This is a genomic window from Enterobacter sp. NFIX59 (assembly GCF_900113755.1).
Classification (GTDB): Bacteria; Pseudomonadota; Gammaproteobacteria; order Enterobacterales; family Enterobacteriaceae; genus Enterobacter; species Enterobacter pseudoroggenkampii.
Map to the genome: position 1 here is coordinate 813,760 of NZ_FOQN01000001.1, position 26,432 is coordinate 840,191.

The 26,432-nt window shown below is 53.6% G+C and carries 30 protein-coding genes; 16 read left to right on the forward strand and 14 right to left on the reverse strand.

Annotated features, from left to right (window positions below; all coding sequences use genetic code 11):
• Positions 1-50 precede the first annotated feature (50 nt).
• The 3 genes from ansA (at position 51) to BM007_RS03910 (ending at position 3,193) form a co-directional block, all read left to right on the forward strand.
• A complete protein-coding gene (ansA, locus tag BM007_RS03900) occupies positions 51-1,067 on the forward strand; it encodes an asparaginase (protein WP_008500705.1) in 1,017 nt (338 codons plus the stop codon).
• Between the two features lie 9 nt (positions 1,068-1,076).
• Positions 1,077-1,718, forward strand: a complete 642-nt coding sequence (pncA, locus tag BM007_RS03905; RefSeq protein WP_061715469.1) for a bifunctional nicotinamidase/pyrazinamidase — start codon at positions 1,077-1,079, stop codon at positions 1,716-1,718.
• 218 nt (positions 1,719-1,936) lie between these two features.
• The gene (locus BM007_RS03910) at positions 1,937-3,193 is read left to right on the forward strand and encodes a chitinase ChiD (RefSeq protein WP_061715470.1); all 1,257 of its coding nucleotides are present in this window, start codon (positions 1,937-1,939) and stop codon (positions 3,191-3,193) included.
• A 60-nt stretch (positions 3,194-3,253) separates the two neighbouring features.
• On the opposite strand, the gene BM007_RS03915 is transcribed toward BM007_RS03910, so the two are convergent.
• Entirely contained in the window at positions 3,254-3,532 is a 279-nt protein-coding gene (locus BM007_RS03915; RefSeq protein ID WP_024908572.1) for a YeaC family protein, read from the reverse strand.
• A gap of 41 nt (positions 3,533-3,573) precedes the next feature.
• Complete coding sequence (msrB, locus tag BM007_RS03920; RefSeq protein WP_024908573.1) at positions 3,574-3,987, reverse strand: peptide-methionine (R)-S-oxide reductase MsrB; 414 nt, start codon at positions 3,985-3,987, stop codon at positions 3,574-3,576.
• A 340-nt stretch (positions 3,988-4,327) separates the two neighbouring features.
• Between msrB and gapA the strand changes: the two genes are divergently transcribed.
• Positions 4,328-5,323 carry a glyceraldehyde-3-phosphate dehydrogenase gene (gapA, locus tag BM007_RS03925; RefSeq protein WP_014831506.1) on the forward strand — a complete coding sequence of 332 codons (996 nt, stop codon included), beginning with the start codon at positions 4,328-4,330 and terminating at the stop codon, positions 5,321-5,323.
• Positions 5,324-5,395: 72 nt separating this feature from the next.
• Positions 5,396-6,280 carry a D-hexose-6-phosphate mutarotase gene (locus BM007_RS03930; RefSeq protein ID WP_024908574.1) on the forward strand — a complete coding sequence of 295 codons (885 nt, stop codon included), beginning with the start codon at positions 5,396-5,398 and terminating at the stop codon, positions 6,278-6,280.
• Positions 6,281-6,358: 78 nt separating this feature from the next.
• On the opposite strand, the gene BM007_RS03935 is transcribed toward BM007_RS03930, so the two are convergent.
• Positions 6,359-7,105, reverse strand: coding sequence for a MipA/OmpV family protein (locus BM007_RS03935; RefSeq protein WP_024908575.1), 747 nt, complete (start codon positions 7,103-7,105; stop codon positions 6,359-6,361).
• Positions 7,106-7,535: 430 nt separating this feature from the next.
• On the opposite strand from BM007_RS03935, the gene yeaG reads away from it, so the two are divergent.
• The 3 genes from yeaG to BM007_RS03950 all read left to right on the forward strand — a co-directional run bounded on the left by yeaG (position 7,536) and on the right by BM007_RS03950 (position 11,427).
• Positions 7,536-9,470 (forward strand): protein kinase YeaG, encoded by a 1,935-nt coding sequence (gene yeaG / locus BM007_RS03940; RefSeq protein WP_008500713.1) that lies wholly within the window; start codon positions 7,536-7,538, stop codon positions 9,468-9,470.
• Between the two features lie 74 nt (positions 9,471-9,544).
• Positions 9,545-10,828, forward strand: coding sequence for a YeaH/YhbH family protein (locus BM007_RS03945; RefSeq protein WP_024908577.1), 1,284 nt, complete (start codon positions 9,545-9,547; stop codon positions 10,826-10,828).
• A 98-nt stretch (positions 10,829-10,926) separates the two neighbouring features.
• Entirely contained in the window at positions 10,927-11,427 is a 501-nt protein-coding gene (locus BM007_RS03950; protein WP_047651996.1) for a YbaK/prolyl-tRNA synthetase associated domain-containing protein, read from the forward strand.
• Positions 11,428-11,447: 20 nt separating this feature from the next.
• Here BM007_RS03950 and yoaI read toward each other — a convergent pair whose 3' ends face one another.
• The gene (gene yoaI / locus BM007_RS03955) at positions 11,448-11,552 is read right to left on the reverse strand and encodes a small membrane protein YoaI (RefSeq protein ID WP_010430055.1); all 105 of its coding nucleotides are present in this window, start codon (positions 11,550-11,552) and stop codon (positions 11,448-11,450) included.
• 145 nt (positions 11,553-11,697) lie between these two features.
• Here yoaI and BM007_RS03960 point away from each other — a divergent pair, with 145 nt between their 5' ends.
• Positions 11,698-12,144: a DUF441 domain-containing protein gene (locus BM007_RS03960; RefSeq protein WP_024908579.1), complete on the forward strand. Its 447-nt coding sequence runs from the start codon at positions 11,698-11,700 to the stop codon at positions 12,142-12,144.
• On the opposite strand, the gene BM007_RS03965 is transcribed toward BM007_RS03960, so the two are convergent.
• On the reverse strand, positions 12,128-12,919 hold the full coding sequence (locus tag BM007_RS03965) for an AraC family transcriptional regulator (RefSeq protein WP_032650905.1): 792 nt from the start codon (positions 12,917-12,919) through the stop codon (positions 12,128-12,130). The two genes, BM007_RS03960 and BM007_RS03965, sit on opposite strands and share 17 nt — an antisense overlap.
• A 99-nt stretch (positions 12,920-13,018) precedes the next feature.
• On the opposite strand from BM007_RS03965, the gene BM007_RS03970 reads away from it, so the two are divergent.
• Positions 13,019-14,206 carry a CynX/NimT family MFS transporter gene (locus BM007_RS03970; protein ID WP_061715517.1) on the forward strand — a complete coding sequence of 396 codons (1,188 nt, stop codon included), beginning with the start codon at positions 13,019-13,021 and terminating at the stop codon, positions 14,204-14,206.
• Positions 14,207-14,237: 31 nt separating this feature from the next.
• On the opposite strand, the gene BM007_RS03975 is transcribed toward BM007_RS03970, so the two are convergent.
• Positions 14,238-14,945: a CTP synthase C-terminal region-related (seleno)protein gene (locus tag BM007_RS03975; protein ID WP_061715518.1), complete on the reverse strand. Its 708-nt coding sequence runs from the start codon at positions 14,943-14,945 to the stop codon at positions 14,238-14,240.
• 101 nt (positions 14,946-15,046) lie between these two features.
• On the opposite strand from BM007_RS03975, the gene BM007_RS03980 reads away from it, so the two are divergent.
• Positions 15,047-15,391 carry a DUF488 domain-containing protein gene (locus tag BM007_RS03980; RefSeq protein WP_032650899.1) on the forward strand — a complete coding sequence of 115 codons (345 nt, stop codon included), beginning with the start codon at positions 15,047-15,049 and terminating at the stop codon, positions 15,389-15,391.
• On the opposite strand, the gene BM007_RS03985 is transcribed toward BM007_RS03980, so the two are convergent.
• Both BM007_RS03985 and BM007_RS03990 read right to left on the reverse strand, forming a co-directional pair.
• Positions 15,392-15,697 carry a nuclear transport factor 2 family protein gene (locus tag BM007_RS03985; RefSeq protein ID WP_032650897.1) on the reverse strand — a complete coding sequence of 102 codons (306 nt, stop codon included), beginning with the start codon at positions 15,695-15,697 and terminating at the stop codon, positions 15,392-15,394. It lies immediately after the preceding gene.
• 80 nt (positions 15,698-15,777) lie between these two features.
• Positions 15,778-16,032, reverse strand: coding sequence for a putative hemolysin (locus BM007_RS03990; protein WP_024908585.1), 255 nt, complete (start codon positions 16,030-16,032; stop codon positions 15,778-15,780).
• A 309-nt stretch (positions 16,033-16,341) separates the two neighbouring features.
• Between BM007_RS03990 and BM007_RS03995 the strand changes: the two genes are divergently transcribed.
• Positions 16,342-17,370: a sensor domain-containing diguanylate cyclase gene (locus tag BM007_RS03995; RefSeq protein WP_048990801.1), complete on the forward strand. Its 1,029-nt coding sequence runs from the start codon at positions 16,342-16,344 to the stop codon at positions 17,368-17,370.
• A 45-nt stretch (positions 17,371-17,415) separates the two neighbouring features.
• A complete protein-coding gene (locus tag BM007_RS04000) occupies positions 17,416-17,514 on the forward strand; it encodes a YoaK family small membrane protein (protein ID WP_014883431.1) in 99 nt (32 codons plus the stop codon).
• Between the two features lie 129 nt (positions 17,515-17,643).
• Here the strand turns inward: BM007_RS04000 and BM007_RS04005 are convergent, their stop codons facing one another.
• From BM007_RS04005 to BM007_RS04015, 3 genes are all read right to left on the reverse strand, one after another.
• Complete coding sequence (locus BM007_RS04005; RefSeq protein ID WP_008500746.1) at positions 17,644-17,892, reverse strand: GlsB/YeaQ/YmgE family stress response membrane protein; 249 nt, start codon at positions 17,890-17,892, stop codon at positions 17,644-17,646.
• A gap of 112 nt (positions 17,893-18,004) precedes the next feature.
• The gene (locus BM007_RS04010) at positions 18,005-19,477 is read right to left on the reverse strand and encodes a sensor domain-containing diguanylate cyclase (protein ID WP_048990803.1); all 1,473 of its coding nucleotides are present in this window, start codon (positions 19,475-19,477) and stop codon (positions 18,005-18,007) included.
• Positions 19,478-19,602: 125 nt separating this feature from the next.
• Positions 19,603-21,123 (reverse strand): EAL domain-containing protein, encoded by a 1,521-nt coding sequence (locus tag BM007_RS04015; protein WP_090418216.1) that lies wholly within the window; start codon positions 21,121-21,123, stop codon positions 19,603-19,605.
• 235 nt (positions 21,124-21,358) lie between these two features.
• Here BM007_RS04015 and BM007_RS04020 point away from each other — a divergent pair, with 235 nt between their 5' ends.
• Positions 21,359-22,858, forward strand: a complete 1,500-nt coding sequence (locus BM007_RS04020; RefSeq protein ID WP_024908589.1) for an EAL domain-containing protein — start codon at positions 21,359-21,361, stop codon at positions 22,856-22,858.
• Positions 22,859-23,145: 287 nt separating this feature from the next.
• On the opposite strand, the gene BM007_RS04025 is transcribed toward BM007_RS04020, so the two are convergent.
• The 3 genes from BM007_RS04025 to icd form a co-directional block, all read right to left on the reverse strand.
• Positions 23,146-23,391 (reverse strand): DUF2543 family protein, encoded by a 246-nt coding sequence (locus BM007_RS04025; protein ID WP_024908590.1) that lies wholly within the window; start codon positions 23,389-23,391, stop codon positions 23,146-23,148.
• Between the two features lie 74 nt (positions 23,392-23,465).
• Entirely contained in the window at positions 23,466-23,813 is a 348-nt protein-coding gene (locus BM007_RS04030) for a DUF1304 domain-containing protein (RefSeq protein WP_048990787.1), read from the reverse strand.
• A 77-nt stretch (positions 23,814-23,890) separates the two neighbouring features.
• On the reverse strand, positions 23,891-25,141 hold the full coding sequence (icd, locus tag BM007_RS04035) for an NADP-dependent isocitrate dehydrogenase (RefSeq protein ID WP_008500752.1): 1,251 nt from the start codon (positions 25,139-25,141) through the stop codon (positions 23,891-23,893).
• A gap of 117 nt (positions 25,142-25,258) precedes the next feature.
• On the opposite strand from icd, the gene rluE reads away from it, so the two are divergent.
• Together rluE and BM007_RS04045 are read left to right on the forward strand one after the other, a co-directional pair.
• Positions 25,259-25,912 carry a 23S rRNA pseudouridine(2457) synthase RluE gene (gene rluE, locus BM007_RS04040; RefSeq protein WP_032650888.1) on the forward strand — a complete coding sequence of 218 codons (654 nt, stop codon included), beginning with the start codon at positions 25,259-25,261 and terminating at the stop codon, positions 25,910-25,912.
• A gap of 9 nt (positions 25,913-25,921) precedes the next feature.
• Complete coding sequence (locus tag BM007_RS04045) at positions 25,922-26,395, forward strand: NUDIX hydrolase (RefSeq protein ID WP_023292763.1); 474 nt, start codon at positions 25,922-25,924, stop codon at positions 26,393-26,395.
• The last annotated feature ends 37 nt before the right edge of the window (positions 26,396-26,432 follow it).

Sequence of the window (26,432 nt, forward strand, 5' to 3'; positions counted from 1 at the left end):
TTCCCGCGAAGAGGGGATTTTTTTCTTTTGAAGAACAAGAACTCACTACCATGCAGAAGAAATCGATTTATGTAGCCTACACTGGCGGTACCATCGGTATGCAGCGTTCCGAAAACGGCTATATCCCCGTCTCCGGCCACCTTCAGCGTCAGCTTGCACTGATGCCAGAATTCCACCGTCCGGAAATGCCTGACTTTACTATCCACGAATACGAGCCGCTGATGGACTCCTCCGACATGACGCCGGAAGACTGGCAGCACATCGCGGATGACATTAAAGCCCATTACGACCAGTACGACGGCTTCGTGATCCTGCACGGCACCGACACCATGGCGTTTACCGCCTCGGCGCTCTCCTTCATGCTGGAGAACCTGAGCAAGCCGGTTATCGTCACCGGGTCGCAAATCCCGCTGGCGGAGCTGCGCTCCGACGGGCAGATCAACCTGCTGAACTCCCTGTACGTGGCGGCGAATTACCCGATCAACGAAGTGTCGCTGTTCTTTAATAATCGTCTGTATCGCGGCAACCGCACCACCAAAGCCCATGCCGACGGTTTTGACGCCTTCGCCTCCCCTAACCTGCAGCCGCTGCTGGAGGCCGGGATTCATATCCGTCGTCTGGGAACCCCTCCTGCGCCGAACACCGCCGGCGAGCTGATTGTGCATCCGATTACTCCGCAACCGATTGGCGTGGTCACCATCTATCCGGGTATCTCTGCGGACGTGGTGCGTAACTTCCTGCGCCAGCCGGTGAAAGCGCTGATCCTGCGCTCCTACGGCGTAGGCAATGCGCCGCAGAACGGTGAATTCCTGAAAGAGCTTCAGGAAGCCAGCGAGCGCGGAATTGTGGTGGTGAACCTGACCCAGTGCATGTCCGGTAAAGTGAATATGGGCGGCTATGCCACCGGCAACGCGCTGGCGCATGCGGGGGTCATCAGCGGCTTCGATATGACCGTTGAGGCAACGCTGACTAAACTTCACTATTTACTGAGTCAGGATCTGGACATTCAGTCCATTCGCAGCGCGATGATGCAAAACCTGCGCGGCGAGCTGACCCCGGACGAATAAGGAGTGCTCATGAAGCAACGCGCCCTGCTACTGGTCGATTTGCAAAATGATTTCTGCGCGGGCGGTGCGCTGGCCGTCGCTGAAGGTGACAGCACCGTTGACGTGGCCAACACGCTGATAGACTGGTGCAAAGCCCGCAGCGAAGCGGTTGTCGCAAGCCAGGACTGGCACCCGGCGAACCACGGCAGCTTTGCCAGCCAGCATAACGTCGAGCCTTTCACTCAGGGAGAGCTCGACGGGCTGGCGCAAACCTTCTGGCCGGATCACTGCGTACAGCAGACGGAAGGCGCGGCGCTGCATCCGCTCCTGAATCAGAGAGCCATCGACGCGGTGTTCCATAAAGGTGAAAACCCTGCTATCGACAGCTATAGCGCGTTTTTTGATAACGGGCATCGCCAGAAAACGGCGCTGGACGCGTGGTTACGTCATCACGAAATCACGGAGCTGATTGTGCTGGGGCTGGCGACGGACTACTGCGTGAAGTTCACCGTGCTGGATGCGCTCCAGCTAGGTTATACCGTCAGCGTCATCACCGACGGCTGCCGCGGGGTGAACATTCACCCGCAGGACAGCGCTCAGGCGTTTATGGATATGGCTGCGGAAGGCGCGACGCTGTATACGCTCGAAGACTGGCTGGAGACGCAGGCGTAAGCCTTTTAAGCCGGGTGGCGCTGACGCTTACCCGGCCTACCTTTCCCCGTAGGCCGGGTAAGCGTCAGCGCCACCCGGCAAAACTCCCCCTCCGATCCCTCATAAAGTGAACTCCCTCGCATCCTCAGCGAAGCGGCAATGCTATTCTCTTTAGGCTGTTTTTTCGCCACGCCTTTTCCGTGGCGTGGTTAATTTTATTAAGTCAAAGAGGAACTTGTATGAAACGTTTGCCCTTGCTGGCAGCATTACCCTTGCTTTGCGCGTCAGTTGCCTCCGCCAGTTCCATGATGTCCGTGGGCTACTTTAACGGGGGTGGCGATGTCACCGCCGGACCGGGTGGCGATATCAACAAACTGGACGTTCGCCAGATCACCCACCTGAACTACTCGTTTGGTCTGGTCTATAACGACGAAAAAGACGAAACCAACGCCGCGCTGAAAGATCCGGCTAAGCTGCATCAAATCTGGCTATCGCCAAAAGTGGCGTCCGATCTGGCCTTAATCCCCACTCTGCGTAAGCAAAACCCGAACCTCAAAGTGCTGCTTTCCGTCGGCGGCTGGGGCGCGCGCGGCTTCTCTGGCGCAGCGGCAACCCAAGAGAGTCGCGCGGTGTTCATCCGCTCCGCGCAGGAGATTGTCGACAAATACGGCCTGGACGGGATCGATCTCGACTGGGAGTATCCGGTCAACGGCGCCTGGGGGCTGGTGGCAAGCCAGCCTGCCGACCGGGGTAACTTTACCGCCCTGCTGAAGGAGATGCGCGACGCGTTCGGGCATAAAAAGCTGGTCACCATTGCGGTAGGCGCGAATGCGGAAAGTCCGAAAAGCTGGGTGGATGTTAAAGCCATTGCGCCCCTGCTCGACTACATCAACCTGATGACCTACGACATGGCGTACGGCACGCAGTATTTTAACGCCAACCTGTATGACTCCAGCACCTGGCCGACGGTGGCCGCCGCGGACAAATACAGCGTGGACTTTGTGGTGAACAACTATCTGGCCGCCGGACTGAAGCCGCAGCAGATGAATCTCGGGATTGGTTTCTATGGCCGCGTGCCGAAACGCGCCGTAGAGCCGGGGATCGACTGGACCAAACCGGATGCGCAAAAAAATCCGGTTACCCAGCCCTACTTCGGGCCGCAGGAGCTCGGGTTGTTCAAGTCACTCGGCTATGACCTGACCAAAGATACCTACGTGAAGTACAACGATATCGTGAAAAAGCTGTTGAACGATCCGCAGAAGCGCTTTACCGGGCACTGGGACGACCAGGCAAAAGTGCCGTGGCTGTCGGTGAAGGGTGCCGATGGCAACGCGCTGTTTGCGATTTCCTATGAGAACCCACGATCCGTTGCGATCAAAGCGGACTACATCAAAGAGAAAGGTCTTGCCGGGGCGATGTTCTGGGAGTACGGGGCTGATGACAACAATCAGTTAGCGAAACAGCTGGCGGAGTCGCTCGGGATCCCGCATAAGTAGTAAGACAATCAAGCCCTCTCCCCGTGGGAGAGGGTTGGGTGAGGGCATCAACCCGCACCGTTATTGCATTTTCATCGTCGCAATCGGCTTCGGCGTGATGCCAAAGTCTTCTTTCAGCTCACGCTTGCTCTTCATCACCATCTGGCCACGGGTGTCGATCGTCATGTGCTGCGCGTCAGTGTTATTGCGCGCCTGCCACAGCATCACCAGCTGCAGGCTGTTCTCTTTTTGCTCCGGGGTCAGCGCGACGCCATCGGGCCATTTTCCCAGCTCTACGGCGGTCACCAGACGCTGATAAATCTCCGGCGTCATACCGCTAATCATGTCATCAATATTCACAATCCCGCCCTTTCAAAGGAATAATTTGCTGAATCGTTTTTTCAACCCTTCACCTGGTCGCCGTTTTCGTCGTCAGTGAAGCTCATTGAGGCTGAATTCACGCAGAAACGCTCGCCCGTGGGCTGAGGGCCATCCGGGAAGACGTGCCCAAGGTGCGCATCGCAGTTGCCGCAGCGAATTTCCGTGCGCACCATGCCGTGTGACGAGTCGGTCAGGTAGCGGATGGCCTCATCGCTCACCGGCTCGTAAAAGCTCGGCCAGCCGCAGCCAGAATCAAATTTCGTTTGTGAATTAAACAGCGGCGCGTCACAGACAAGGCAGTGGTAGACGCCGTCCCGCTTGTTGTGCAGTAAACGCCCGGTGAACGGCGGTTCCGTCCCGTGATTCTGCGTCACGTAAAACTGCATTTCTGTGAGGTTTTTTTTCAAATCTTCAGGGTTACGTTGGTTCGACATATGCTTACATCTCGCTGTAGAAACAGACATCTTTTAACCCGGATTCTAACAAAACATTAACACCCTTGCGTGCACTTTTGATCTAAACTTATGTGTCGCGAAAAGGCGGTCAGGCAATTGTGATCATGCTCACATTTTTATCCTGCGAGGCCTTTAAAATCCCGGCGCAGCCCCCATATGGGTGCAAGCTCAAAGGGAAAGTGAGGCGAGTCAGTCGCACAAACGTTAGTCACAGGATTGATTTGTCGCAATGATTGACACGATTCCGCTTGACGCTGCGTAAGGTTTTTGTAATTTTACAGGCAACCTTTTATTCACTAACAAATAGCTGGTGGAATATATGACTATCAAAGTAGGTATCAACGGTTTTGGCCGTATCGGCCGTATTGTTTTCCGTGCTGCTCAGAAACGTTCTGACATCGAAATCGTTGGTATCAACGATCTCCTGGACGCTGAATACATGGCGTACATGCTGAAGTACGACTCAACTCACGGTCGTTTCGACGGCACCGTTGAAGTGAAAGACGGCCACCTGGTTGTTAATGGCAAAACCATCCGCGTTACTGCTGAAAAAGACCCAGCTAACCTGAAATGGAACGAAATCGGTGTTGACGTTGTTGCTGAAGCAACCGGTATCTTCCTGACCGACGAAACTGCACGTAAACACATCACTGCGGGTGCGAAGAAAGTTGTTCTGACTGGTCCTTCCAAAGACAACACCCCAATGTTCGTTCGTGGTGCAAACTTCGAAACTTACGCTGGCCAGGATATCGTGTCTAACGCATCCTGCACCACCAACTGCCTGGCACCGCTGGCTAAAGTTATCAACGACAACTTCGGCATCATCGAAGGTCTGATGACTACCGTTCACGCAACCACCGCTACTCAGAAAACCGTTGATGGCCCGTCTCACAAAGACTGGCGCGGCGGCCGTGGCGCGGCTCAGAACATCATCCCATCCTCTACCGGTGCTGCTAAAGCTGTAGGTAAAGTACTGCCAGAACTGAATGGCAAACTGACTGGTATGGCGTTCCGCGTTCCAACTCCTAACGTTTCCGTTGTTGACCTGACCGTTCGTCTGGAAAAAGCTGCTTCTTATGAAGAAATTAAGAAAGCAATCAAAGCTGCTTCCGAAGGCGCAATGAAAGGCGTTCTGGGCTACACCGAAGACGACGTTGTATCTACCGATTTCAACGGCGAAGTGTGCACTTCCGTGTTCGATGCTAAAGCGGGTATCGCACTGAACGACAACTTCGTTAAACTGGTATCCTGGTACGACAACGAAACTGGCTACTCTAACAAAGTACTGGACCTGATCGCTCACATCTCTAAATAAGTTGAGATGAGTGCTTGATCCTAAAAGGCGACTTCGGTCGCCTTTTTTATTTATAAGACAGAGGATTGCTTAATGATTAATAAAATTTTTGCACTTCCGGTAGTCGAACAACTTACCCCTGTGCTTTCCCGCCGTCAGATTGACGGTGCCGACGTTATCGTCGTTGACCATCCACGCGTTAAAGCCTCCGTGGCGCTGAACGGCGCCCACCTGCTCTCCTGGAAACCGGAAGGTGAAGCCGAAGGCTTATGGCTGAGCGATGCGACCTCCTTCAAAAAAGGGGCGGCTATTCGCGGTGGCGTACCGATCTGCTGGCCGTGGTTCGGCCCGTCCGCCCAGCAGGGTTTGCCTTCTCACGGTTTTGCCCGTAACCAGCAGTGGACGCTGAAAGCGCACAACGAAGATGACAACGGCGCCGTGCTGACCTTTGAGCTGCAGGCTAATGATGAAACCCGCGCCCTCTGGCCGCATGATTTCACCCTGTATGCCCGCTTTAAGCTTGGTAAAACCTGTGAAATCGAACTGGAAGCCCACGGTGAGTTTGAAACCACCGCAGCCCTGCACACCTACTTCAACGTAGGTGATATCGGCGCAGTGAAGGTGAGCGGTCTTGGCGATACCTTTATCGACAAAGTGGATAACGCCAAAGAAGGTAAACTGAGCGACGGTATACAGACATTCCCTGACCGTACCGACCGCGTCTACCTGCACCCGGAAGCGTGCAGCGTGATCCACGACGGCGCGCTGAACCGCGGAATTGAAGTGGTCCATCATCATCACAGCGACGTGGTGGGCTGGAACCCGGGCCCGGCGCTGTCCGTCAGCATGGCCGACATGACGGATGAAGGGTATAAAACGTTTGTCTGCGTGGAAACCGCCTGCGTGAGCACCCCGCAAAAAGCGAGCGACGAAAAACCGTCTCGTTTAGGGCAGACGATCCGCATTGTTAAGCGATAATTTTTCTGCACCACATCAAAGCAAACGGGGCGCGCGCGCCCCGTTTTAATGCATCAATTGCACAATATTAGTGCGCAATCAGAACTTGTAGCTCACGCCGACAGAGAAAATACCTGCCCATGACTTGTCGACCATCGGGCTATCCTTCACTTCGTCGCTCAGACGCTCATAGCGGCCGGTACCGTACACGCTCCAGTCGCCGAGGAAGTTATAGCTCGCGGTCAGCTCCAGGTACGGATCCCAGCCGTCATCTGCGCTGTAGCTCTTCAGACCACTGCGGCGGGACTCGTTTTTAGACACGCCATAGTAATAGTCGTTGTAGTTCTCGCTGTTGTACTGCACACCAATACCCGGCGTCAGGGTCAGACCACCGTTGGTATAACGGTACAGCCACGCCAGATCCCAGATAAAGCCGTTGCTGTTATCCAGCGTATCGCCTGCCAGGGCCGTACGCAGGAAGCCATACTGGGTGTTATGCACGTATGAGAGGCCGGCCATCATCGAGCTTTTGCGCTTGTCGAGCTGGCGAAGCGCGTGGCTGTCGCTGTCACCCGGCTTGAAGTGCGTCGGATCATAGTAGGCCATGATGGAGAGCTTATCGGCCGTATCGTTCCAGAGATAGTAGCCGCCGCCGAGCCCGCGGAACCAGACGTTATCGCCTTCATAGGTGATAACGGGAACAGGATAAACGTCACGGTCATACTGTTTGTACGGGCTGTTAATGACGCCAACACCCGCGCCAACCGTCCACTGACTTTCCGCCTGTGCGGTGTTCACTGCGGTCGCGGCAAGGATGCCTAATGCCAGAAGTTTGAGTTTGGTCACAATCCATTCTTTCCTGTAGTCAAATAATCAGCGGATGAAGTGTAACCGCCATTCCCGTACATCCCAAAATTTTTTGCCTGCTAATCAGCCTGATTAACCCATTATTTTTAACTTATCAGATGACAGCCTGCTTTCATTTATATGACCGCTGAATGAAAAACGTGCATTTGTCTTATAACGACAGTGGAAATTTTTGGATGAGTTATTGATATGTCATTGAAAGTAGATTTTCTGGGCATGCAAGTTTTGCAAATGCCATCTACGCTTTAATTTAAGAAGAGTTTTCCTGAACACCTGCGGTTCTTAGCGTCTGACCTGGCACACAGGTTGCTGCTCTGGCAGTGAGGTGCGAGAGATTCTCTTCCGGGAGCCTCCACTACTCATACGAACGGCTCTTATCCTGTGCTAAAAAACGAAAGGACGGCATGCCATGAATATATTCGATCACTATCGCCAGCGCTATGAAGCTGCCAAGGACGAAGAGTTCACACTGCAGGAGTTTCTTACCATCTGTCGGCAAGATCGCAGTGCCTATGCCAATGCGGCAGAACGGCTATTGATGGCTATTGGTGAGCCAAACATGGTTGACACTGCCCTGGAGCCTCGGCTTTCCCGTCTCTTTTCGAATCGGGTGGTCGCCCGATACCCGGCGTTTGAAGAGTTCTATGGTATGGAAGATGCCATCGAACAGATTGTCTCCTATCTGAAGCATGCCGCTCAGGGTCTGGAAGAGAAGAAACAGATCCTCTATTTACTCGGCCCCGTGGGCGGCGGTAAATCCTCGCTGGCGGAACGCCTGAAGTCGCTGATGCAGCGCGTGCCTATCTATGTGCTGAGCGCCAACGGTGAACGCAGCCCGGTGAACGACCATCCGCTGTGCCTGTTCAATCCGCAGGAAGATGCGCAGATTCTGGACAAAGAGTATGGCATCCCGCGTCGCTATCTCGGCACCATCATGTCGCCGTGGGCGGCAAAACGCCTGCACGAGTTTGGTGGCGATATCACCAAATTCCGCGTGGTGAAAGTCTGGCCGTCTATCCTTGAACAGATCGCCATCGCCAAAACGGAACCTGGCGATGAGAACAACCAGGACATCTCGGCGCTGGTGGGTAAAGTCGACATCCGCAAGCTGGAAAACTTCGCGCAAAACGATCCGGATGCCTACGGTTACTCGGGCGCGCTGTGCCGCGCGAACCAGGGGATTATGGAGTTCGTCGAGATGTTTAAAGCACCAATCAAGGTGCTGCATCCGCTGCTGACGGCGACTCAGGAAGGCAACTACAACGGGACGGAAGGTATCTCCGCCCTGCCGTTTAACGGGATTATTCTCGCCCACTCGAACGAATCTGAATGGGTGACCTTCCGTAATAACAAAAACAATGAGGCCTTCCTTGACCGCGTGTACATCGTCAAGGTGCCTTATTGCCTGCGGATCTCCGAAGAGATCAAAATTTACGAGAAACTGCTTAACCACAGTGAGCTGGTGCATGCCCCCTGCGCGCCCGGCACGCTGGAAACGCTGTCACGCTTCTCCATCCTTTCGCGTCTGAAAGAGCCGGAAAACTCCAGCATCTATTCTAAAATGCGCGTCTATGACGGTGAAAGCCTGAAAGATACCGACCCGAAAGCGAAGTCGTATCAGGAATACCGCGACTATGCCGGGGTTGATGAGGGGATGAACGGTCTGTCCACGCGTTTCGCGTTTAAGATCCTCTCCCGCGTCTTTAACTTCGACCATGCGGAAGTGGCGGCCAACCCGGTTCATCTGTTCTACGTGCTGGAACAGCAAATCGAGCGCGAGCAGTTCCCGCAGGAGCAGGCTGAACGCTACCTTGAGTTCCTCAAAGGTTACCTGATCCCGAAATACGCCGAGTTCATTGGCAAAGAGATCCAGACGGCTTACCTGGAATCCTATTCAGAATACGGGCAGAACATTTTCGACCGCTATGTTACCTACGCTGACTTCTGGATCCAGGATCAGGAGTACCGCGACCCGGATACCGGCCAGCTGTTTGACCGTGAATCCCTGAACGCGGAGCTGGAAAAAATCGAGAAGCCTGCCGGGATCAGCAACCCGAAAGACTTCCGTAACGAGATTGTGAACTTCGTCCTGCGCGCCAGAGCGCATAACAACGGGCGCAATCCGAACTGGACCAGCTACGAGAAACTGCGCACGGTCATTGAGAAGAAAATGTTCTCCAATACCGAAGAGCTGCTGCCGGTGATCTCGTTTAACGCCAAAACCTCAACCGATGAACAGAAAAAACACGACGATTTTGTCGACCGTATGATGGAAAAAGGCTACACCCGCAAACAGGTCCGCCTGCTCTGCGAATGGTACCTGCGCGTGCGTAAATCGTCTTAAAACAAGTGCCCGGCAGCGTTTAGCGCCTGCCGGGCCTACAAAATGCAAGTTGGCAAATGCAGTACGGGGGGTATATGACCTGGTTTATTGACCGGCGTCTTAACGGCAAAAACAAGAGCACGGTGAACCGCCAGCGCTTCTTGCGTCGTTATAAAGCGCAAATTAAACAGTCTATCTCCGAGGCCATCAACAAACGCTCGGTGACCGACGTCGACAGCGGCGAATCTGTCTCCATCCCCACCGATGACATCAGCGAACCGATGTTTCATCAGGGGCGAGGCGGCCTGCGCCATCGCGTACACCCAGGTAATGACCACTTCGTTCAGAACGACAGAATTGAGCGCCCTCAGGGCGGCGGCGGTGGTTCAGGAAGCGGTCAGGGACAGGCCAGCCAGGACGGTGAAGGCCAGGACGAATTTGTCTTCCAGATTTCGAAAGATGAATATCTCGACCTGCTGTTTGAAGACCTGGCGCTGCCGAATCTGAAAAAGAATCAGCATCGTCAGCTTAATGAATATAAAACCCACCGCGCGGGCTATACCGCCAACGGCGTACCCGCCAACATCAGCGTCGTGCGTTCGTTGCAGAATTCGCTGGCGCGACGCACGGCCATGACGGCAGGCAAACGTCGCGAACTGCGCGAGCTGGAGAGTAGCCTGAAGGTGGTGGAAAATACGGAACCGGCGCAACTGCTGGAAGAGGAGCGCCTGCGTAAAGAGATTGCAGAACTGAGGGCGAAGATAGAACGGGTACCGTTTATCGACACCTTTGACCTGCGCTACAAGAACTACGAAAAACGCCCTGAGCCCTCCAGCCAGGCGGTGATGTTCTGTCTGATGGACGTGTCCGGCTCGATGGATCAGGCAACCAAGGATATGGCGAAGCGTTTTTATATTCTGCTCTATCTGTTCCTGAGCAGAACCTATAAGAACGTGGAGGTGGTCTATATCCGCCACCACACTCAGGCGAAAGAGGTGGATGAGCATGAGTTCTTCTACTCGCAGGAGACCGGCGGGACCATCGTCTCAAGCGCCCTGAAGCTGATGGATGAAGTGGTGAAAGAGCGTTACGACCCGTCGCAGTGGAATATTTATGCCGCGCAGGCGTCGGACGGCGATAACTGGGCCGACGACTCACCGCTGTGTCACGAAATCCTGGCGAAGAAAATTCTGCCGGTGGTGCGTTACTACAGCTATATCGAAATCACCCGCCGTGCACACCAGACCCTGTGGCGGGAGTATGAACATCTGCAATCGATGTTCGATAATTTTGCCATGCAGCATATCCGTGACCAGGATGATATTTATCCTGTGTTCAGGGAGCTGTTCCACAAGCAATCTTCTACCAGCAACGCATAATCAAACAGCCAGCGAAAGCGCTGGCTGTTTTCTTTCGACCCCGTTCATCCCGTGCTAATGTAGAACGCTGCATACTGGATTATCACCGGGAAATCGTTATGACTGACGACGTTATTGGGGCAGGAACCCACCAGCAACTGATTACCTTACTCACCGAGCAGGGCGCGCGGTTTCGCGTCATGGAGCACGAGGCGGTCGGGAAATGTGAAGCGGTAAGTGAAATTCGCGGAACCGATCTGCGGCAAGGCGCCAAAGCCCTGGTCTGTAAGGTGAAGGGAAACGGCGTAAAAAAACACGTTCTGGCGATCCTCGCCGCCGATCTACAGGCAGACCTGAGCCAGCTTGCCAGCCATTTTGGCGGGCTAAAGGCCTCCCTCGCCAGCCCGGCCGAGGTCGATACCCTGACCGCCTGCGTTTTCGGCGCTATCCCGCCCTTTAGCTTCCATCCTGATTTGGCCCTGGTTGCCGACCCGCTGCTGTTCGAGCGTTTTGACGAAATCGCGTTTAACGCTGGCCTGCTGGAGAAATCCGTGATTATGGATACCCAGGATTACCTGCGCATCGCCCGTCCTGAGCTGGTAACTTTCCATAAAGCGTAACTGCGATGGCTGACGCCCTGTCAGCCTTTTCTTTCCAGGAACAGCACGGAGGCGACGAGAATAACGGCAATAGCGAAAAACGATGAGGAGATAATCAGCGTTTCCACAAACATGTGATCGTTCATGATGGCGACCCCTTTTGCGATATCTGCCTCCGTTTTAAACCGCGTAAATGACAAGGTTATGACAACAATAAAATCTTTTTAAAACTGTCCTGCATCGCATTTGCGCGTACAGTAAGCAGGTTAATTATTCTGGCAAGGATTCCCTATGTTTGACCCTACTCTGCTCATTCTTCTGGCACTCGCCGCGCTCGGCTTTGTCAGCCATAACACCACCGTCGCCATCTCGATTCTGGTGCTTATTATTGTTCGCGTGACCCCGTTAAATACCTTTTTCCCGTGGATAGAAAAACAAGGCCTCACCATCGGGATAATCATTTTAACCATCGGGGTAATGGCGCCCATCGCCAGCGGTACGCTTCCTGCATCAACCCTGCTGCACTCGTTCGTAAACTGGAAATCGCTGGTGGCGATCGCGGTGGGGATTTTTGTGTCGTGGCTGGGCGGACGCGGCGTCACGCTAATGAGCAGCCAGCCCTCGCTGGTGGCGGGTCTGCTGGTGGGCACCGTGCTGGGCGTGGCGCTCTTCCGCGGCGTGCCGGTCGGCCCGCTGATTGCGGCAGGCCTTGTCTCTCTGTTTATCGGGAAGTCGTAGTCAGGCTGGCCATATAACGCGCTGGCGTCTGGCCCAGCCCCTTCCTGAACATGGTGATAAACGCGGTGGTCGAGTCATAGCCCAGTGACTGGGCCACCTGCTGTACCGATTTCCCGCCGATCAGGTGCTGTAACGCCACGATCAGCTGCAGCTGGTGACGCCAGCGGCGAAAGCTTAAACCGGTCTCTTTCACCACCAGCCGCGCCAGGCTGCGTTCGCTCATGGCAAAATGGCTCGCCCACTGCGCCAGCGTCTGCCAGGCGGCGGGCTCTTCCGCCATCTTCTCGCTCATCAGTCGAATTTTAGGATGGGGCGAGACGGGCAGCTGCAGGTGCTCCTGTCGCTGGAGCGGCAGCTCGTCAAACAGGACGTCCACCAGGCGCGACGTGGTCGCAAGAGGAAGCTGCTCACGCGATTTTTCCGCCAGGGATAAAATCAGCTCCCGCACCAGAGGAGAGATTTTCAGGGTACAGCAGCGTTCGGGCAAGCTTGCCGCCCCCGGCTCAATAAATAAAAAGCAGAGCTGCGCGCCCGGCGTGGCTCTGTTGCTGTGCGGCATCTGGCCGGGGATCCAGACGGCGTACTGGGGCGGAACCATCAGCATCGCATTTTCCACTTCGCAGGTGATTGCGCCGCCAAGGGCCAGAATCAGCTGCCCCTTACGGTGATGATGCCGGGGAATATATTGTTCCTCCGCCACCACCTGAATACGAAATGCGACGGCCGCATCGTACTGGCTATCAGGATCGTAGCCCTCCAGTCCCAGACCAATCATCAGTTTGTCCGATATTAGCGATAAACTGTCATTTTAGCCTGATTTCAACCGCTGAGAAAATCGGTATTGTGTGCCCTCGCTTGAACGTATGAGAACATAATGACTACTGCTATTCGCACCTCAGGAAAACACGGCGCGCTGTTGATTGCAGGCATCCTGATGATTGCCACTACGCTTCGCGTCACCTTTACCGGCGCAGCGCCGCTGCTCGACACTATTCGTCTTGATTATGGCTTAAGCACGGCGCAAACCGGTCTGCTGACCACCCTGCCTCTGCTGGCTTTCGCCCTTATCTCGCCGCTCGCCGCAGGCGTTGCCCGACGTATCGGCATGGAGCGCAGCCTGTTTATCGCCCTGCTGCTGATTTGCGCCGGAATTGCGGTTCGCTCTCTGCCTTCCGCCGCGCTGCTGTTCATCGGTACGGCGGTCATTGGCTGCGGTATTGCGCTCGGAAATGTGCTGTTACCCGGATTAATTAAGCGTGACTTTCCGGGGCAGGTGGCGAAGCTCACCGGTGCTTATTCCCTGACGATGGGCGTCTCGGCGGCGTTTGGATCAGCGATGATTGTTCCCCTGGCGCAGGGGAACGCGGGCTGGCATGGCGCCCTGCTGATGCTGATGGCGTTTCCGCTGGTCGCGCTGCTGCTCTGGTTACCCCAGTGGCGTCAGAAACACGTTGCAGCGGTGACGGGCGCTGGCGCGCTGCATAATCGCGCCATCTGGCGCTCGGCGCTCGCCTGGCAGGTGACGCTCTTTTTAGGGATTAACTCGCTGATTTACTACGTCATCATCGGCTGGCTGCCGGCGATACTGCTGAGCCACGGCTACAGCGAAGCGCAGGCCGGCTCGGTGCACGGTCTGCTGCAGCTGGCCACGGCCGTGCCGGGGCTTGCCGTTCCGCTGATCCTCCACCGTCTGAAAGATCAGCGGGCCATTGCAGGCGCAGTGGCGCTGCTGTGCGCGATAAGCGCGGCGGGATTATGGTTTATGCCAGGCATGGCGGTGATGTGGACGCTGGTGTTTGGCTTTGGCACAGGAGCAACGATGATCCTCGGCCTGACGTTCATCGGTCTGCGCGCCAGCTCCGCGCACCAGGCTGCGGCGCTGTCCGGCATGGCGCAGTCGATTGGCTATCTGCTCGCCGCCTGCGGCCCTCCGCTGATGGGGAAAATTCACGATAGCGCAGGAGACTGGCGGATCCCGCTTCTGGGCTGCGCCCTGGCCGCGGTGATAATGGCCCTCTGCGGCATCTTAGCCGGGCGAGACCGGGAGATCGCGCCCCGTTAAACAGTGTGGCAGACCCTCGGGTCTGCCTTTTTTAACCGCGGGCCGCGCGCAGCATCGCCTGCACCAGCACGACCGGACGTCCTTCCAGCGCACCACGCTCGTGCTGGAATAAGGTGATCACGAAGAACGGGTGCGTGACCAGTTCTGCGGCGCGAATTTCTCCCTGGTCGTCCCAGCCCGTAACATGCATATCACCGCTTTCCAGCGCCTGCGCAAACGCCGGCGACACGCCATAGTTACAGTGATATCCCTCTTCAATTTCCGGCTTGCCGTACGCTTTGGCGATCAGCGTATTTTTGCGCAGTTCAATCGCATCGGTTTTTTCCACCAGCGAGCAGGTCAGCGGCGCAATCACCATGGTGCCTTCGGTATCCGTCTCAGCGTGTGCCGCATCAGCCCAGCCCAGCACGTTTCGGGCATACTCAATCAGCGCATGCTGGAACCCGCCGCAGGTGCCCAGGAACGGGATGCTGTTTTCACGGGCATAGCGCGCGGCGATAAAAGCGGCCTCGGTGTTTTTATAGGGGCTGGCGGGTACCAGCCAGATGGCATCGTAGCCCACCAGATCTTCAGGGCTTGTCAGCTCCGTGGTGGCAAGCCAGTCGTAATCGGCGGTGAGGTCAAGCACTGCGGCGGCGTCGTCGATGGCCAGCGGGATCGCCTGATGCGCAATTACACTGGGATTGTAATCGCCAACCAGCGCAATGCGCAGCGTCGTTTTAACCGGGAGGTGTTCCATGAAAGGTTCCTTATGCCAGAGTATTATCAGATAACATAAGGAACCTCAGACTACCGATCTTTTGCAATTATCACAATACCTTAAATTGGGAGGGTGGAATCATGATTCAATGCAAACGCGTGTACGAACAGGCAGGCCCTGACGACGGCTATCGGGTACTGGTGGACAGGCTGTGGCCGCGCGGTGTTAAGAAAACGGACCTCGCGTATGACGAATGGTGTAAAGCGCTCACGCCCTCAACTGAACTACGCAAGGCCTTTCATAGCGAAACCATTGATTTCGCCGCCTTCAGTCAGGCCTATCGGGAAGAGCTGGCGCAGCATGCTGACGAGGGCGTGCGTCTGGCAACGCTGGCGCACAGGCAGACCGTCACCCTGCTCTTTGCTGCCAAAAACACGGAGCAAAATCACGCCCTGGTCTTAGCCGACTGGCTGCGCCACCTGTGATCAGCCGATCGCCAGCTCATCGAGGATTTGCGGCGCTTCATCGGGGGTGAGCGGCATCAGATGTTCGGCGCGGACAAACGCAAAGCCGTGCTGATTGTCAAAGGCGTAGACATCCCCCGTCACCAGCCAGAGCGCACGATCTGCGGTGGTCGGTAATTGCGTCATCACGCCGTTGACCGGGTTAACGAAGCGCAGGCCAGGCTGGCACAGGCCAAACAGCTCAACAGATTTACCAATATTTCGACGGCCTGACGCCGTGCGGGCACCCACGATCATCGCCATGCTGCCCGGTTTTAGCTGAAACATACTTCTCTCGCGGAAACGAACGCCAGAAACTGGCTAAGATTAATCCTAAAGAGAAGTGTATCGCAGGCGGTATCCGTCTGTCACCTGGTGGGTTGTGGATGATCGCGACGATAGAGCGTCCATTCATCGATCACTTCGCCGCCCGGTAATTTGCACTCGGTGCGAACGCCCTGCGGACTTTGAACCGGGATCTGTTCCCCGCCTTTCTCCAGGCAGTAGACGGAGGCCGGGTTCGCCATACCGATAACGTGCGGCGGTTTCGGTGCATCGGGTGGCGTGGTTTTTGCGGTGCAGGCGGCCAGGGGAAGCGCCAGCGCCAGAAGCAGAAATCTCATCTCATTGATCCTTGTGACATCATGACAGTCTAAGGGTAACGGGTCATCGCCGCGTTCTCCATGATTTCTCCATTTTAACTGCACTTTTCAGCACTATAGTGTGGCATGTTCTCGATATGACCAGAGAACATCATTCCGTAATCAAGATGTCTTTGCCCCGGTCTCAACAACGGGGCTTTTTTTCTATCCTGCTGCCCGCTCCCTGCATATATTAAATTTTCTGTATTCATGTTTTACTATGCCAGAAGCCTAAAAACTCAGCATAACATGCAGATGCAGACGTCTTCTGCCTGGGAGTCATTCTACGTCATGTCGGATCTTATCCTCGCTCGCGTTTCAGAAACCCTTGCCACCGAGCAATCCCTTGAAAGCCTCGTTCGCCAACTGCTGGAGATGCTGGAGATTGTCACCGACATGGAGTCGACCTACCTGACGAAGGTGGATATCGAGGCGCGGCTGCAGCACATCCTCTATGCCCGCAACAGCAAACAGATGACGATCCCGGAGGGGTTGAGCGTCCCATGGGATGAGACGCTGTGCAAACGCGCGCTGGACAGTGACACGATGTTCAGCAACGACGTGCCCGAACGCTGGCCCGAGTGTGAAGCTGCAAAAGCGCTTGGCATTACCACCTACATGAGTATTCCAGTCCATCTTGCGGATGGTTCACTTTACGGAACGCTCTGCGCCACCAGCACGGCCAGAAAGCCGCTGAGCGAGCGCGGTGAACAGGTTCTGAAGCTCTTCGCCGGGCTGATTGCCCAGTCGATTCAGAAAGAGTCGCTGGTGACCCAGCTTCGCGAAGCCAATGCGGCCCTCATCGCGCACTCCTATACGGATGCCCTTACCGGTTTACCCAACCGTCGCGCCATTTTTGAAGATCTGACCACCCTCTTTTCTCTGGCCCGACACCTGAAGCGTAATGCCATCATCGCATTTATCGATCTGGATGATTTCAAGCTGATTAACGATCGTTACGGCCACGAGGCTGGCGACCAGTTCCTGATAGAAGTGGGCAAGCGTTTGACCGAAGAGAAACAGCAGGACGATATTATCGGTCGTCTGGGGGGTGATGAATTTCTGGTCGCGTCGCTGAGCCAGCCCCACCAGGACGGGGATAACGCGCAACTTACGTTGCTCAAAACGCGCCTCAGCGCCTGCATCGCCGGCGAATACTGGCTGGGCAGCGTTCATATTATTTATCCGGGAGCCAGCTTCGGCGTTATCGAAGTGGACCCTGCCGCAACCGATCCTGACAGCGCGTTACGCGCCGCGGATGTGGCGATGTATCAGGATAAGAAAGGAAAAAGCAAAACACGCTTTCTCACCATGGATTAACCCCGTACACTCTACGGCGTTATTGAAACCGAAACAGGTGATGGTATGAGAATAGGGATCCTTTTCCCGGTCGTTATATTTATAACGGCGGTGGTTTTTTTAGCGTGGTTTTTTGTCGGCGGCTACGCGGCTCCGGGGGCATAAATGCGGAAGACAACCGTCATTATGCTGATCGTTGCCATTGCGGCGTTTGCCGGCACGCAGCTTGGCTGGTGGTAAACCCGATACGTAAAAAGGCCGCCATCCGGCAGCCTTTTTCATCGCTTTCAGAACTTAGCTTTTGATCTTTCTGTAGATAAACAGAACAACCAGCGCACCGATCACCGCGACGGCGAAACTGCCGAAGTTAAAGCCATCGACCTTGCCAAAACCGAACAGCGTACTGATCCAGCCGCCGACTACCGCACCGACAATACCCAGTATTACGGTGACGATAAACCCACCGCCATCTTTGCCCGGCATGATCCACTTCGCCAGAATACCCGCAATAAGCCCAAAGATAATCCAGGATAAAATTCCCATAACTTTCCTCTCTGTATGGTTTTTGTCATTAAATCAACGACACAAAAAGAATAGCACAGGATCTGAGAAAGGAAATTTGTGATATGCATCACTCTATGTGGTTTTTCTCCTGTCATACCCCAACAAACGCGTACCGGTTACGTCCCGCGCGTTTTGCCTGATAGAGCGCCTGGTCAGCGGCGATAATGATATTCTGCTGGCTGCCCGCGATGTCGACGGCACGTGCGGTAGAAATTCCGACGCTGACCGTTACCCGCCCAAAGGGGCTAAAGGCATGGGCGATTTGCAGCGAGAACACGTTACGAATAATCGTCTGGGCCAGACGAAGCGCTTCCTGGATGTCCGTATCAGGTAATATCAGCGCAAACTCCTCTCCGCCGTAGCGCGCCACGATCTGATTACCACGAGTAAGACTCTCCCTGAGACTGTTTCCCAGCAGCGCCAGACAGCGGTCCCCTTCCGGATGGCCGTAGTTATCGTTGTATTTTTTGAAGAAGTCCACGTCCACAATCAGTATCGAAATCGGTGCATCATGCGCGGCACAAAGCGCGATTTCCGAGAGGATTTTTTCATCAAAAATGCGACGGTTGTAAAGCCCGGTCAGCGCATCCTCAGAGGCGATAATCTTCAGCGCCTTGTTATCTCTGGTTTTTCTGGATAAGTCGGAATACAGGAAGTATGACGCGACGATGAGTATCGCCGTGAACACGAAAATGAGTACCGCCAGCTGAATCGCCTGCTTGCGCCAGGGCGCAAGGGCCTCATCAATGCTGACAGCCACGGTGGTGACCAGCCCGTAGCGTCTGTTTTTCTCATAGGCATAAATGCGTTCGATTTTATCAAACCGCGAAATGGAACTGGCTATCCCGGTATTTTGTACCTTGAGGTATTTCCTGAAGAGCGGTGAATCGGAAACAATCGTGCCAATATAGGTATTTTTAAAAGGATAACGGACCAGCAGCACGCCTGACTCTGTTGTTAAGCCAATGACGCCCGCGTGACCAATATTAATCTGCCCGTAGAGCGCGAGAAAATTTTCGATACCCAGGGTCACCACCACAACACCGTTAAATGCCCCGGTGTGGGTTTCAAGGCGCCGACTAATGGTGATGACCCATTTACCATTGGTTCTGCTGACTACGGGCTCGCCAATAAAAATCTGCTGATTTTTATTTTCCTTGTGATAGATAAAAAATGACCTGTCCGATCCTTTGCGTGGGCCCGTAAAAGTTTCGTGCAACGCGGTAAAGATATCGCCCTGAGCATCGTAAACAACCACATTATTAATCTGGGTAAGGAGATTATCCTGATTATTTATCATCCGCTGAATATGGATCGCCTGCTGCGGGGTCATACCATAAATTTCGATTATGTCGGAAACGGTAGTAATTAACATTTCACTCTGGCGCATGATCCCCTCGGTGTAGACATCAAGGGTATGGCTCAGGTTAGCGACGCTGGTATTAATTTGCTGGATTGACTGCTGTCTGGACGTGGCAATTTGGACGGCAAGCGACAGCGAGATGATCAATGAGACAATGATGACGGTAATGGTTGTTGTGTAAAAAGTATTTTTCACATGCACGAGCTTTTCCACCTTATCACGCCTGACATCCCTGGCTGACAACTCTTGTCACTGTAACAAAGCTCAGGATAAGAGGAAAATGAATTGCACTTAAGCATGCAACAGAAGCTCGTCGTAATTTCGTTTTACAAACTTACCGTCTCCCGGGGCTTAGATAAAATGACTTTAATAAAATCGATATAGGAGACGGGCTTACCAAAATAATAACCCTGTAACAGCGTAATCTCATTACGGTTGAGATACTCCAGCTGCGCTTTCGTTTCTACGCCTTCAGCCACAATGCGTAATGAGAGTTTTTTCGCCAGGTCAATGACGCAGTCCAGCAGGATCGTTGAGTCTTTTTCATCTGAAACCCGGTTCACAAAGCTTTTATCAATTTTAATATAATCAATGGCAAGCGCATTAAGGCATGAAAGACCTGAATAGCCGGTACCAAAATCATCCAGTGCAATGACAAAACCGGCGTTATGCAGCATGTTAAGGTTTTCCACCAGGTGAGGATTATCGATCAGCGGCTCACGCTCGGTCACCTCGAGAACCAGTTTGACTTCTTTACCCTGAAACCCCTTCCCGAATACACGACAGTCACCGATGAAGGATGGCGCATTGATGTGTCTGGCGCTGATGTTCACCCCAATATGAAACCCGTCCGGGAGCTTAGGCAAAAGCGGCTTAAGCTGCATCACCACTTTCGCCATCAACCCTTTGGTTAGCGGAATAATCAAACCGCTACGTTCAGCAATCGGAATAAAGACATCCGGTGGAATAAAGCCTGACTTTGGATGCTTCCATCTTGCCAGGACTTCAACGCCATACAGCCCGCCGGTATCACCGTTCACGATCGGCTGGTAATACGGCACGATCTCCCCCTGCAAAATGGCCTTACGTAAGTCGTCTTCAAATGAGGTGCTTTTCCCCTTGTAACGGCGGATCAAAATGCCCACCGCCACCGATAGCACGAGAATCAGTAGTATCAGGCTCCATCCCTGTTGCAGCAGCCGCGTCAGGCTAAAAAAGACAGGCTGTTGCCAGGCCAGACTAAAGGGGAATTGTGTAGATGCCGTAAGTGACCCCGTCCACGAGGCCGCTTTCCAGCCGGTCACATCACCGTTGCGCCCAAGCATGCTATTGCCGACAACCAACCCCAGGTCAACGCCGTTTGATGCGTTCGCGATGACGTCCTGCAAATGCGCATCGCTGACGCTGACGATGACACGCCCTCCCGCGATGGGCATCTGGAAGACAAGCACCGGGACGCCGTTCACCAGTCGATTGCCGGGCAGCAGCATTAATTTATGTTCAGGTAACGTCTCCGGATGCACAATCAATACGCCATTCCCGGGAAGGGAAGTACAGATGATTTTACCCTGCTGCTGGATCATGATGGCGCGCAGATGCGGTTTTAGCGCGGCTTCTGTCCCCAGCGCCAGCTGTCCGCTGCTGGTACACCCCTGCTCCGCAACGCGCTTCGCCGTGCTGGCCGCACTGACGGCTTCCGCCAGGATATTTTCTATTTTCTGGGTACTTGCCATGGCGGTATGACTATTATTAGCCTTCGCCATCTGCCATAGCTGCCAGTTAATAATCAGAATGCCGCTCAGAAAAAGAAACAAGGCACTCAGAATAGGGATCATCACGTTGCGCACGATGTTTTCCTTAATAGAAAAAACAAGCATCGATGTTCTGGAAGAAGAGCCTGTACTTACCCGGTATTGCTTATAACAATGAAAATAGCTTAGCTGAGAATTGTCTTAAAAAACTGATACTTTCGTATGAGTTCACCTGCCCGAATTTGCTCACCTGACGTGATTATCAGGCTTGTGCCTTGCCCTGGCTGTGTTAAGATTTGTCAAATCAGGGAGCGGACAGGATAACTGGAAAATGAAAAAACTCGTTGCCGTTGCGATCGTTTCAACGCTCCTGGTCATCCTGTCTCTTTATGCGGTCAATGCTGTTATCGTGGGGCAGCAGAAGAGCAAACAGCGTGAGATATCCCTTACCCTATTACATTATTCGGAAGACCTGTCCCAAAGCATAGCGCTGGCCCTTAAAAGCATTACTACGCAGGGATGTGATAAAACCAGTCTTGATAGTTACAGACAAATAACGCTGAATAACTATTATTTCGACGATATTGGTTTTATCGAGAAGGGAAAAATAGTCTGTACTGCTTTTTGGGGTAAACTTGCAACGCCCGTAGCGCTTCCTGCGGAACTGCATAAAACGCCGAGAGGCTTTCTTCTGGCGCAGTTTTCCAGAAAAGATTTTTTCACGGGCAATGCGGCAATTTATAATAATATTATTATCTTCACCACTCGCTATGCTTACGATAAATTCACCCCGGTTACGGCAAGCTATTCTCTGAGTACCACCACCAAAGACTTCGGCAGAACCTTTTTTACGACCTCCCCTGAGCTAACACAGCAGAGCTGGCTGCATTCGTCGTTGTTTACCCTGACCCTGACGCAGTGCAGCGCCTTCTGGGACCTGTGCGTCATCGTGAAGCATCACGATGCAGGGCTGGCCTCGTTACCCCTGTTTATCTTTTCGTTTCTCACGGTCATACTCTTTTTTATCTGGGTCGCGATAACGTTATTTATCTTCCGTATCTATGAAGATCGTTTTTCTCTGGAACGTACGCTGATCAAGGCCGTCCTGACCAATACCATCAGCGTTAACTACCAGCCTATTATCCGCATTCACGATCAAAAAATCGTGGGTGTAGAAGTTCTGTCGCGATGGCGCGACCAAAAGCATGGGGACGTCTCTCCGGAGCTGTTTATCCCATTAATAAAAAAAATCGGTCTGTATAAAAAATATTATAATAATATTATCGAAAAATCCCTCTCAGAAATTGCCCCGCTGGCGATTAAACATCAGCTGATCGTCTCCATTAACGTTGGGCGGAAGGAAATTGAAGATGGGCAGTTCATTAACATTTTGCGTCGTGCGTGTTTAGCCAATCACTTTCCCCTTTCTCTGATGAAGGTCGAACTTTCTGAGAAAGCCGTTTCCACGGCAGATATCCTCGAGGGGTTCTGTCAGGAGCTCAAGTCGCTCGGCGTTAAAATATCAATAGATGATTTTGGCGTGCAAAATTCAAACCTCGCCCGCCTGTCGCTGCTTGAATATGATGAGATTAAAATCGATAAGTCACTGGTGGATGGCATCAGCGAACATTATAAGCAAAACATCTTTGCTATCTTCAGCGATGCCCTCGCGAAGTTGAATAAAACGCTTGTTTTCGAGGGCGTGGAAAATGAAGTTCAGTATCGCTTTATTGCGAGCCGATATCCCGATGCGCTGATTCAGGGATGGTATTTTTCAAAAGCACTCACCCGGAGCGAGCTGGCGAAACGACTCACCGGTGTTGCACCGTAACCAGAAGCCTGGCATGACCTTTTTCAGATTTGGCGTTTCCATTTTTTACGCAAAAACATATAGTCGTCACAATCAGATGGTAGATTCCCCGGAAACACACTCTTATTTTGGTTAAAAACGTGAAATTATCCTTACTTTTTCCAGTGGTACTCTTTTTTCTGACCGTGATTTTCGTGCTGTTTATCGACAAACCTGCTTCGCATATTCTGCGGAAAAAATGCATGTGGTCCGATAGCGTGATGCTGAGCTGTATCGCAAAGCATCAGCATAACGGTTTTTAAAGCAGACTATTCATTTCCCCACTGATTGAGGAAATTCGCAATATCATCAATACGACCCGCACGGATCCCGGCCTCAGCGGCCATTTCCTGCTGAGCCTCCTCGCTGATCTCCTCATTATTCGATAAACGGGTGAGCAGCAGCTGGAAATAATGTGCCAGCGCGTCGAGTTCTGACTCCGCAACTTGCTCTGCGGCTTCCGTCGCATACTCCTCAGCAATGTCATAATATTTCAGTGGGATATCGTTATTCATAACAGTCTCGTCTCTGGCCTTTAAGGGTAACGTCACGAGTATATCGGACGCGTTATCTCAACCAAAGCATTGCTTCAGATAAGTAACGCAAGCAGCGCAGCGAGTGCGGGCACGGCCTGTACATACAAAATTTTTCGACTGGCGGTGGCCGCGCCAAAAAGTCCGGCAATCAACACGCAGGCCAGGAAGAAGATGGCCACCTGACTCCCCTTTTCGCCGAGCCAGAGGCTCCAGAGCAGGCCGGCCGCCAGAAAACCGTTATACAGCCCCTGATTTGCAGCCAGCACGCGGGTGTCGCGCGCAAAGTCGGGACGCAGATTAAAGGCCTTGTGCCCTGTTTTGGTATTCCACAGGAACATTTCCAGCACAAGAATGTAGAGATGGATGAGTGCAACGACAGCGATAAGGACGGTAGCTAGCATCGTGTTGTCTCCCGCAGGCAGAGGCAAAAAAAACGGGAACCCTCAGGCCCCCGCTCTTGTTTAACCCAGAATCTGGATTACATGTTCGCGATAATCGCGTCGCCAAACTCTGAACATTTCAGCAGTTTGGCGCCTTCCATCAGACGTTCGAAATCGTAAGTTACGGTTTTCGCGTTGATCGCACCTTCCATACCTTTAACGATCAGGTCTGCGGCTTCGAACCATTCCATATGACGCAGCATCATCTCTGCGGACAGGATGATAGAGCCTGGGTTCACTTTGTCCTGACCTGCGTATTTTGGTGCAGTACCGTGGGTCGCTTCGAACAGGGCGCACTCGTCACCAATGTTCGCGCCAGGGGCGATACCGATACCGCCAACCTGTGCTGCCAGGGCGTCAGAGATGTAGTCACCGTTCAGGTTCATACAGGCAATCACGTCGTATTCTGCAGGACGCAGCAGGATCTGCTGCAGGAACGCATCGGCGATCACATCTTTAATGATGATCTCTTTGCCGGTGTTCGGGTTCTTGATCTTCTGCCATGGGCCGCCGTCGATCAGTTCACCGCCGAACTCTTCTTTCGCCAACTGGTAACCCCAGTCTTTGAACGCGCCTTCGGTGAACTTCATGATGTTGCCTTTGTGAACCAGGGTCACAGAGTCACGGTCGTTAGTGATTGCATATTCGATGGCTGCACGCACCAGACGCTTGGTCCCTTCTTCGGAGCACGGCTTAATGCCGATACCGCAATGCTCAGGGAAGCGAATTTTCTTCACGCCCATCTCTTCGCGCAGGAATTTAATCACTTTTTCTGCGTCAGCAGAGTCCGCTTTCCATTCGATACCCGCGTAGATGTCTTCTGAGTTTTCGCGGAAGATAACCATATCGGTCAGTTCAGGGTGCTTAACCGGGCTAGGGGTGCCCTGATAGTAACGAACCGGACGCAGACACACGTACAGGTCCAGCTCCTGACGCAGTGCCACGTTCAGGGAACGGATACCGCCGCCAACTGGCGTCGTCAGTGGGCCTTTAATAGCAACGCGGTAGTCGCGGATCAGGTCCAGCGTTTCTGCTGGCAGCCAGACGTCCTGGCCATAAACTTGAGTAGATTTCTCACCGGTGTAAATTTCCATCCAGGAAATTTTACGCTCGCCTTTGTAGGCTTTCTCAACAGCGGCATCAACCACTTTCAGCATTGCCGGGGTAACGTCTACACCGATACCGTCACCTTCGATGAACGGGATAATCGGATTGTGAGGAACGTTAATCTTGCCGTTTTGCAGGGTGATCTTTTTACCTTCCGCCGGAACAACTACTTTGCTTTCCATTAACCTCTCCTTCGAGCGCTTCTGGTTGTTACTGATCTTATGTTAATAAATTGTAATGAGCCCTTCGATAGTACCTGATTGTCCTGCGCCATGAAAGGTCTTCGTTATTAGGCTATAATGCGGCAATTGATAACGCCTGAAAATACCATGAAGAAAACTTCTTTTACAAAACACCGGGTTGAGCGATTCAGCTCGCGACAAGCCGCCAGAAGACCGCAGGAAACCCAGCCTAAGCGGGTTATTTTGTTCAATAAACCCTACGATGTTTTGCCGCAGTTTACCGATGAAGCCGGGCGCAGCACGCTGAAGGACTATATACCTGTTCAGGGCGTCTACGCCGCGGGCCGTCTGGACCGCGACAGCGAAGGCCTTCTGGTCTTAACCAACGACGGCGCCTTGCAGGCGAAGCTCACGCAGCCCGGGAAACGCACCGGTAAAATTTACTTCGTACAGGTCGAAGGCGAGCCGGACGAAGAAACGCTGGAAAAATTACGCAGCGGCGTAACGCTGAACGACGGCCCCACCCTGCCCGCAGGTATTGAACGCGTGAATGAACCGGAGTGGCTGTGGCCGCGCAACCCGCCGATTCGCGAACGCAAATCCATTCCGACAAGCTGGCTCAAAATTACCCTTTATGAAGGCCGCAACCGCCAGGTTCGCCGCATGACCGCGCACGTCGGCTTCCCTACCCTGCGTCTGATTCGCTACGCTATGGGCAGCTACACGCTGGAAACGCTGGCAAACGGCGAATGGCGCGACGTCACCCCTTAAGGAGTCACTATGTTTAAACCTCATGTCACGGTTGCCTGCGTGGTCCACGCTAAGGGTAAATTCCTTGTTGTCGAAGAGAGCATTAACGGCAAAGCGCTGTGGAACCAGCCTGCCGGGCATCTTGAAGCCAATGAGACCCTACTGCAGGCAGCGAAACGCGAGCTGTGGGAAGAGACCGGCATTCACGCTGAACCCCAGCACTTCATCCGTATGCACCAGTGGATCGCGCCCGATCACACTCCGTTCCTGCGCTTTTTATTTGCCGTTGAGCTTAGCGAAACGTGCGCCACAGAGCCGCAGGATGACGATATCGACCGCTGTCTGTGGGTCACTGCCGACGAGATCCTGAACGCGCCAAACCTGCGCTCGCCGCTGGTTGCGGAAAGCATTCGCTGCTGGCAGTCTGCTGGCCGCTTACCGCTGGATGTCATCGGCGCATTTAACTGGCCGTTTACAGAGGGTGCCAATGGTGGGGGGGCGTGATAGAATACGCCGCCTTGAAGTTCAATGTCGTGAGTAT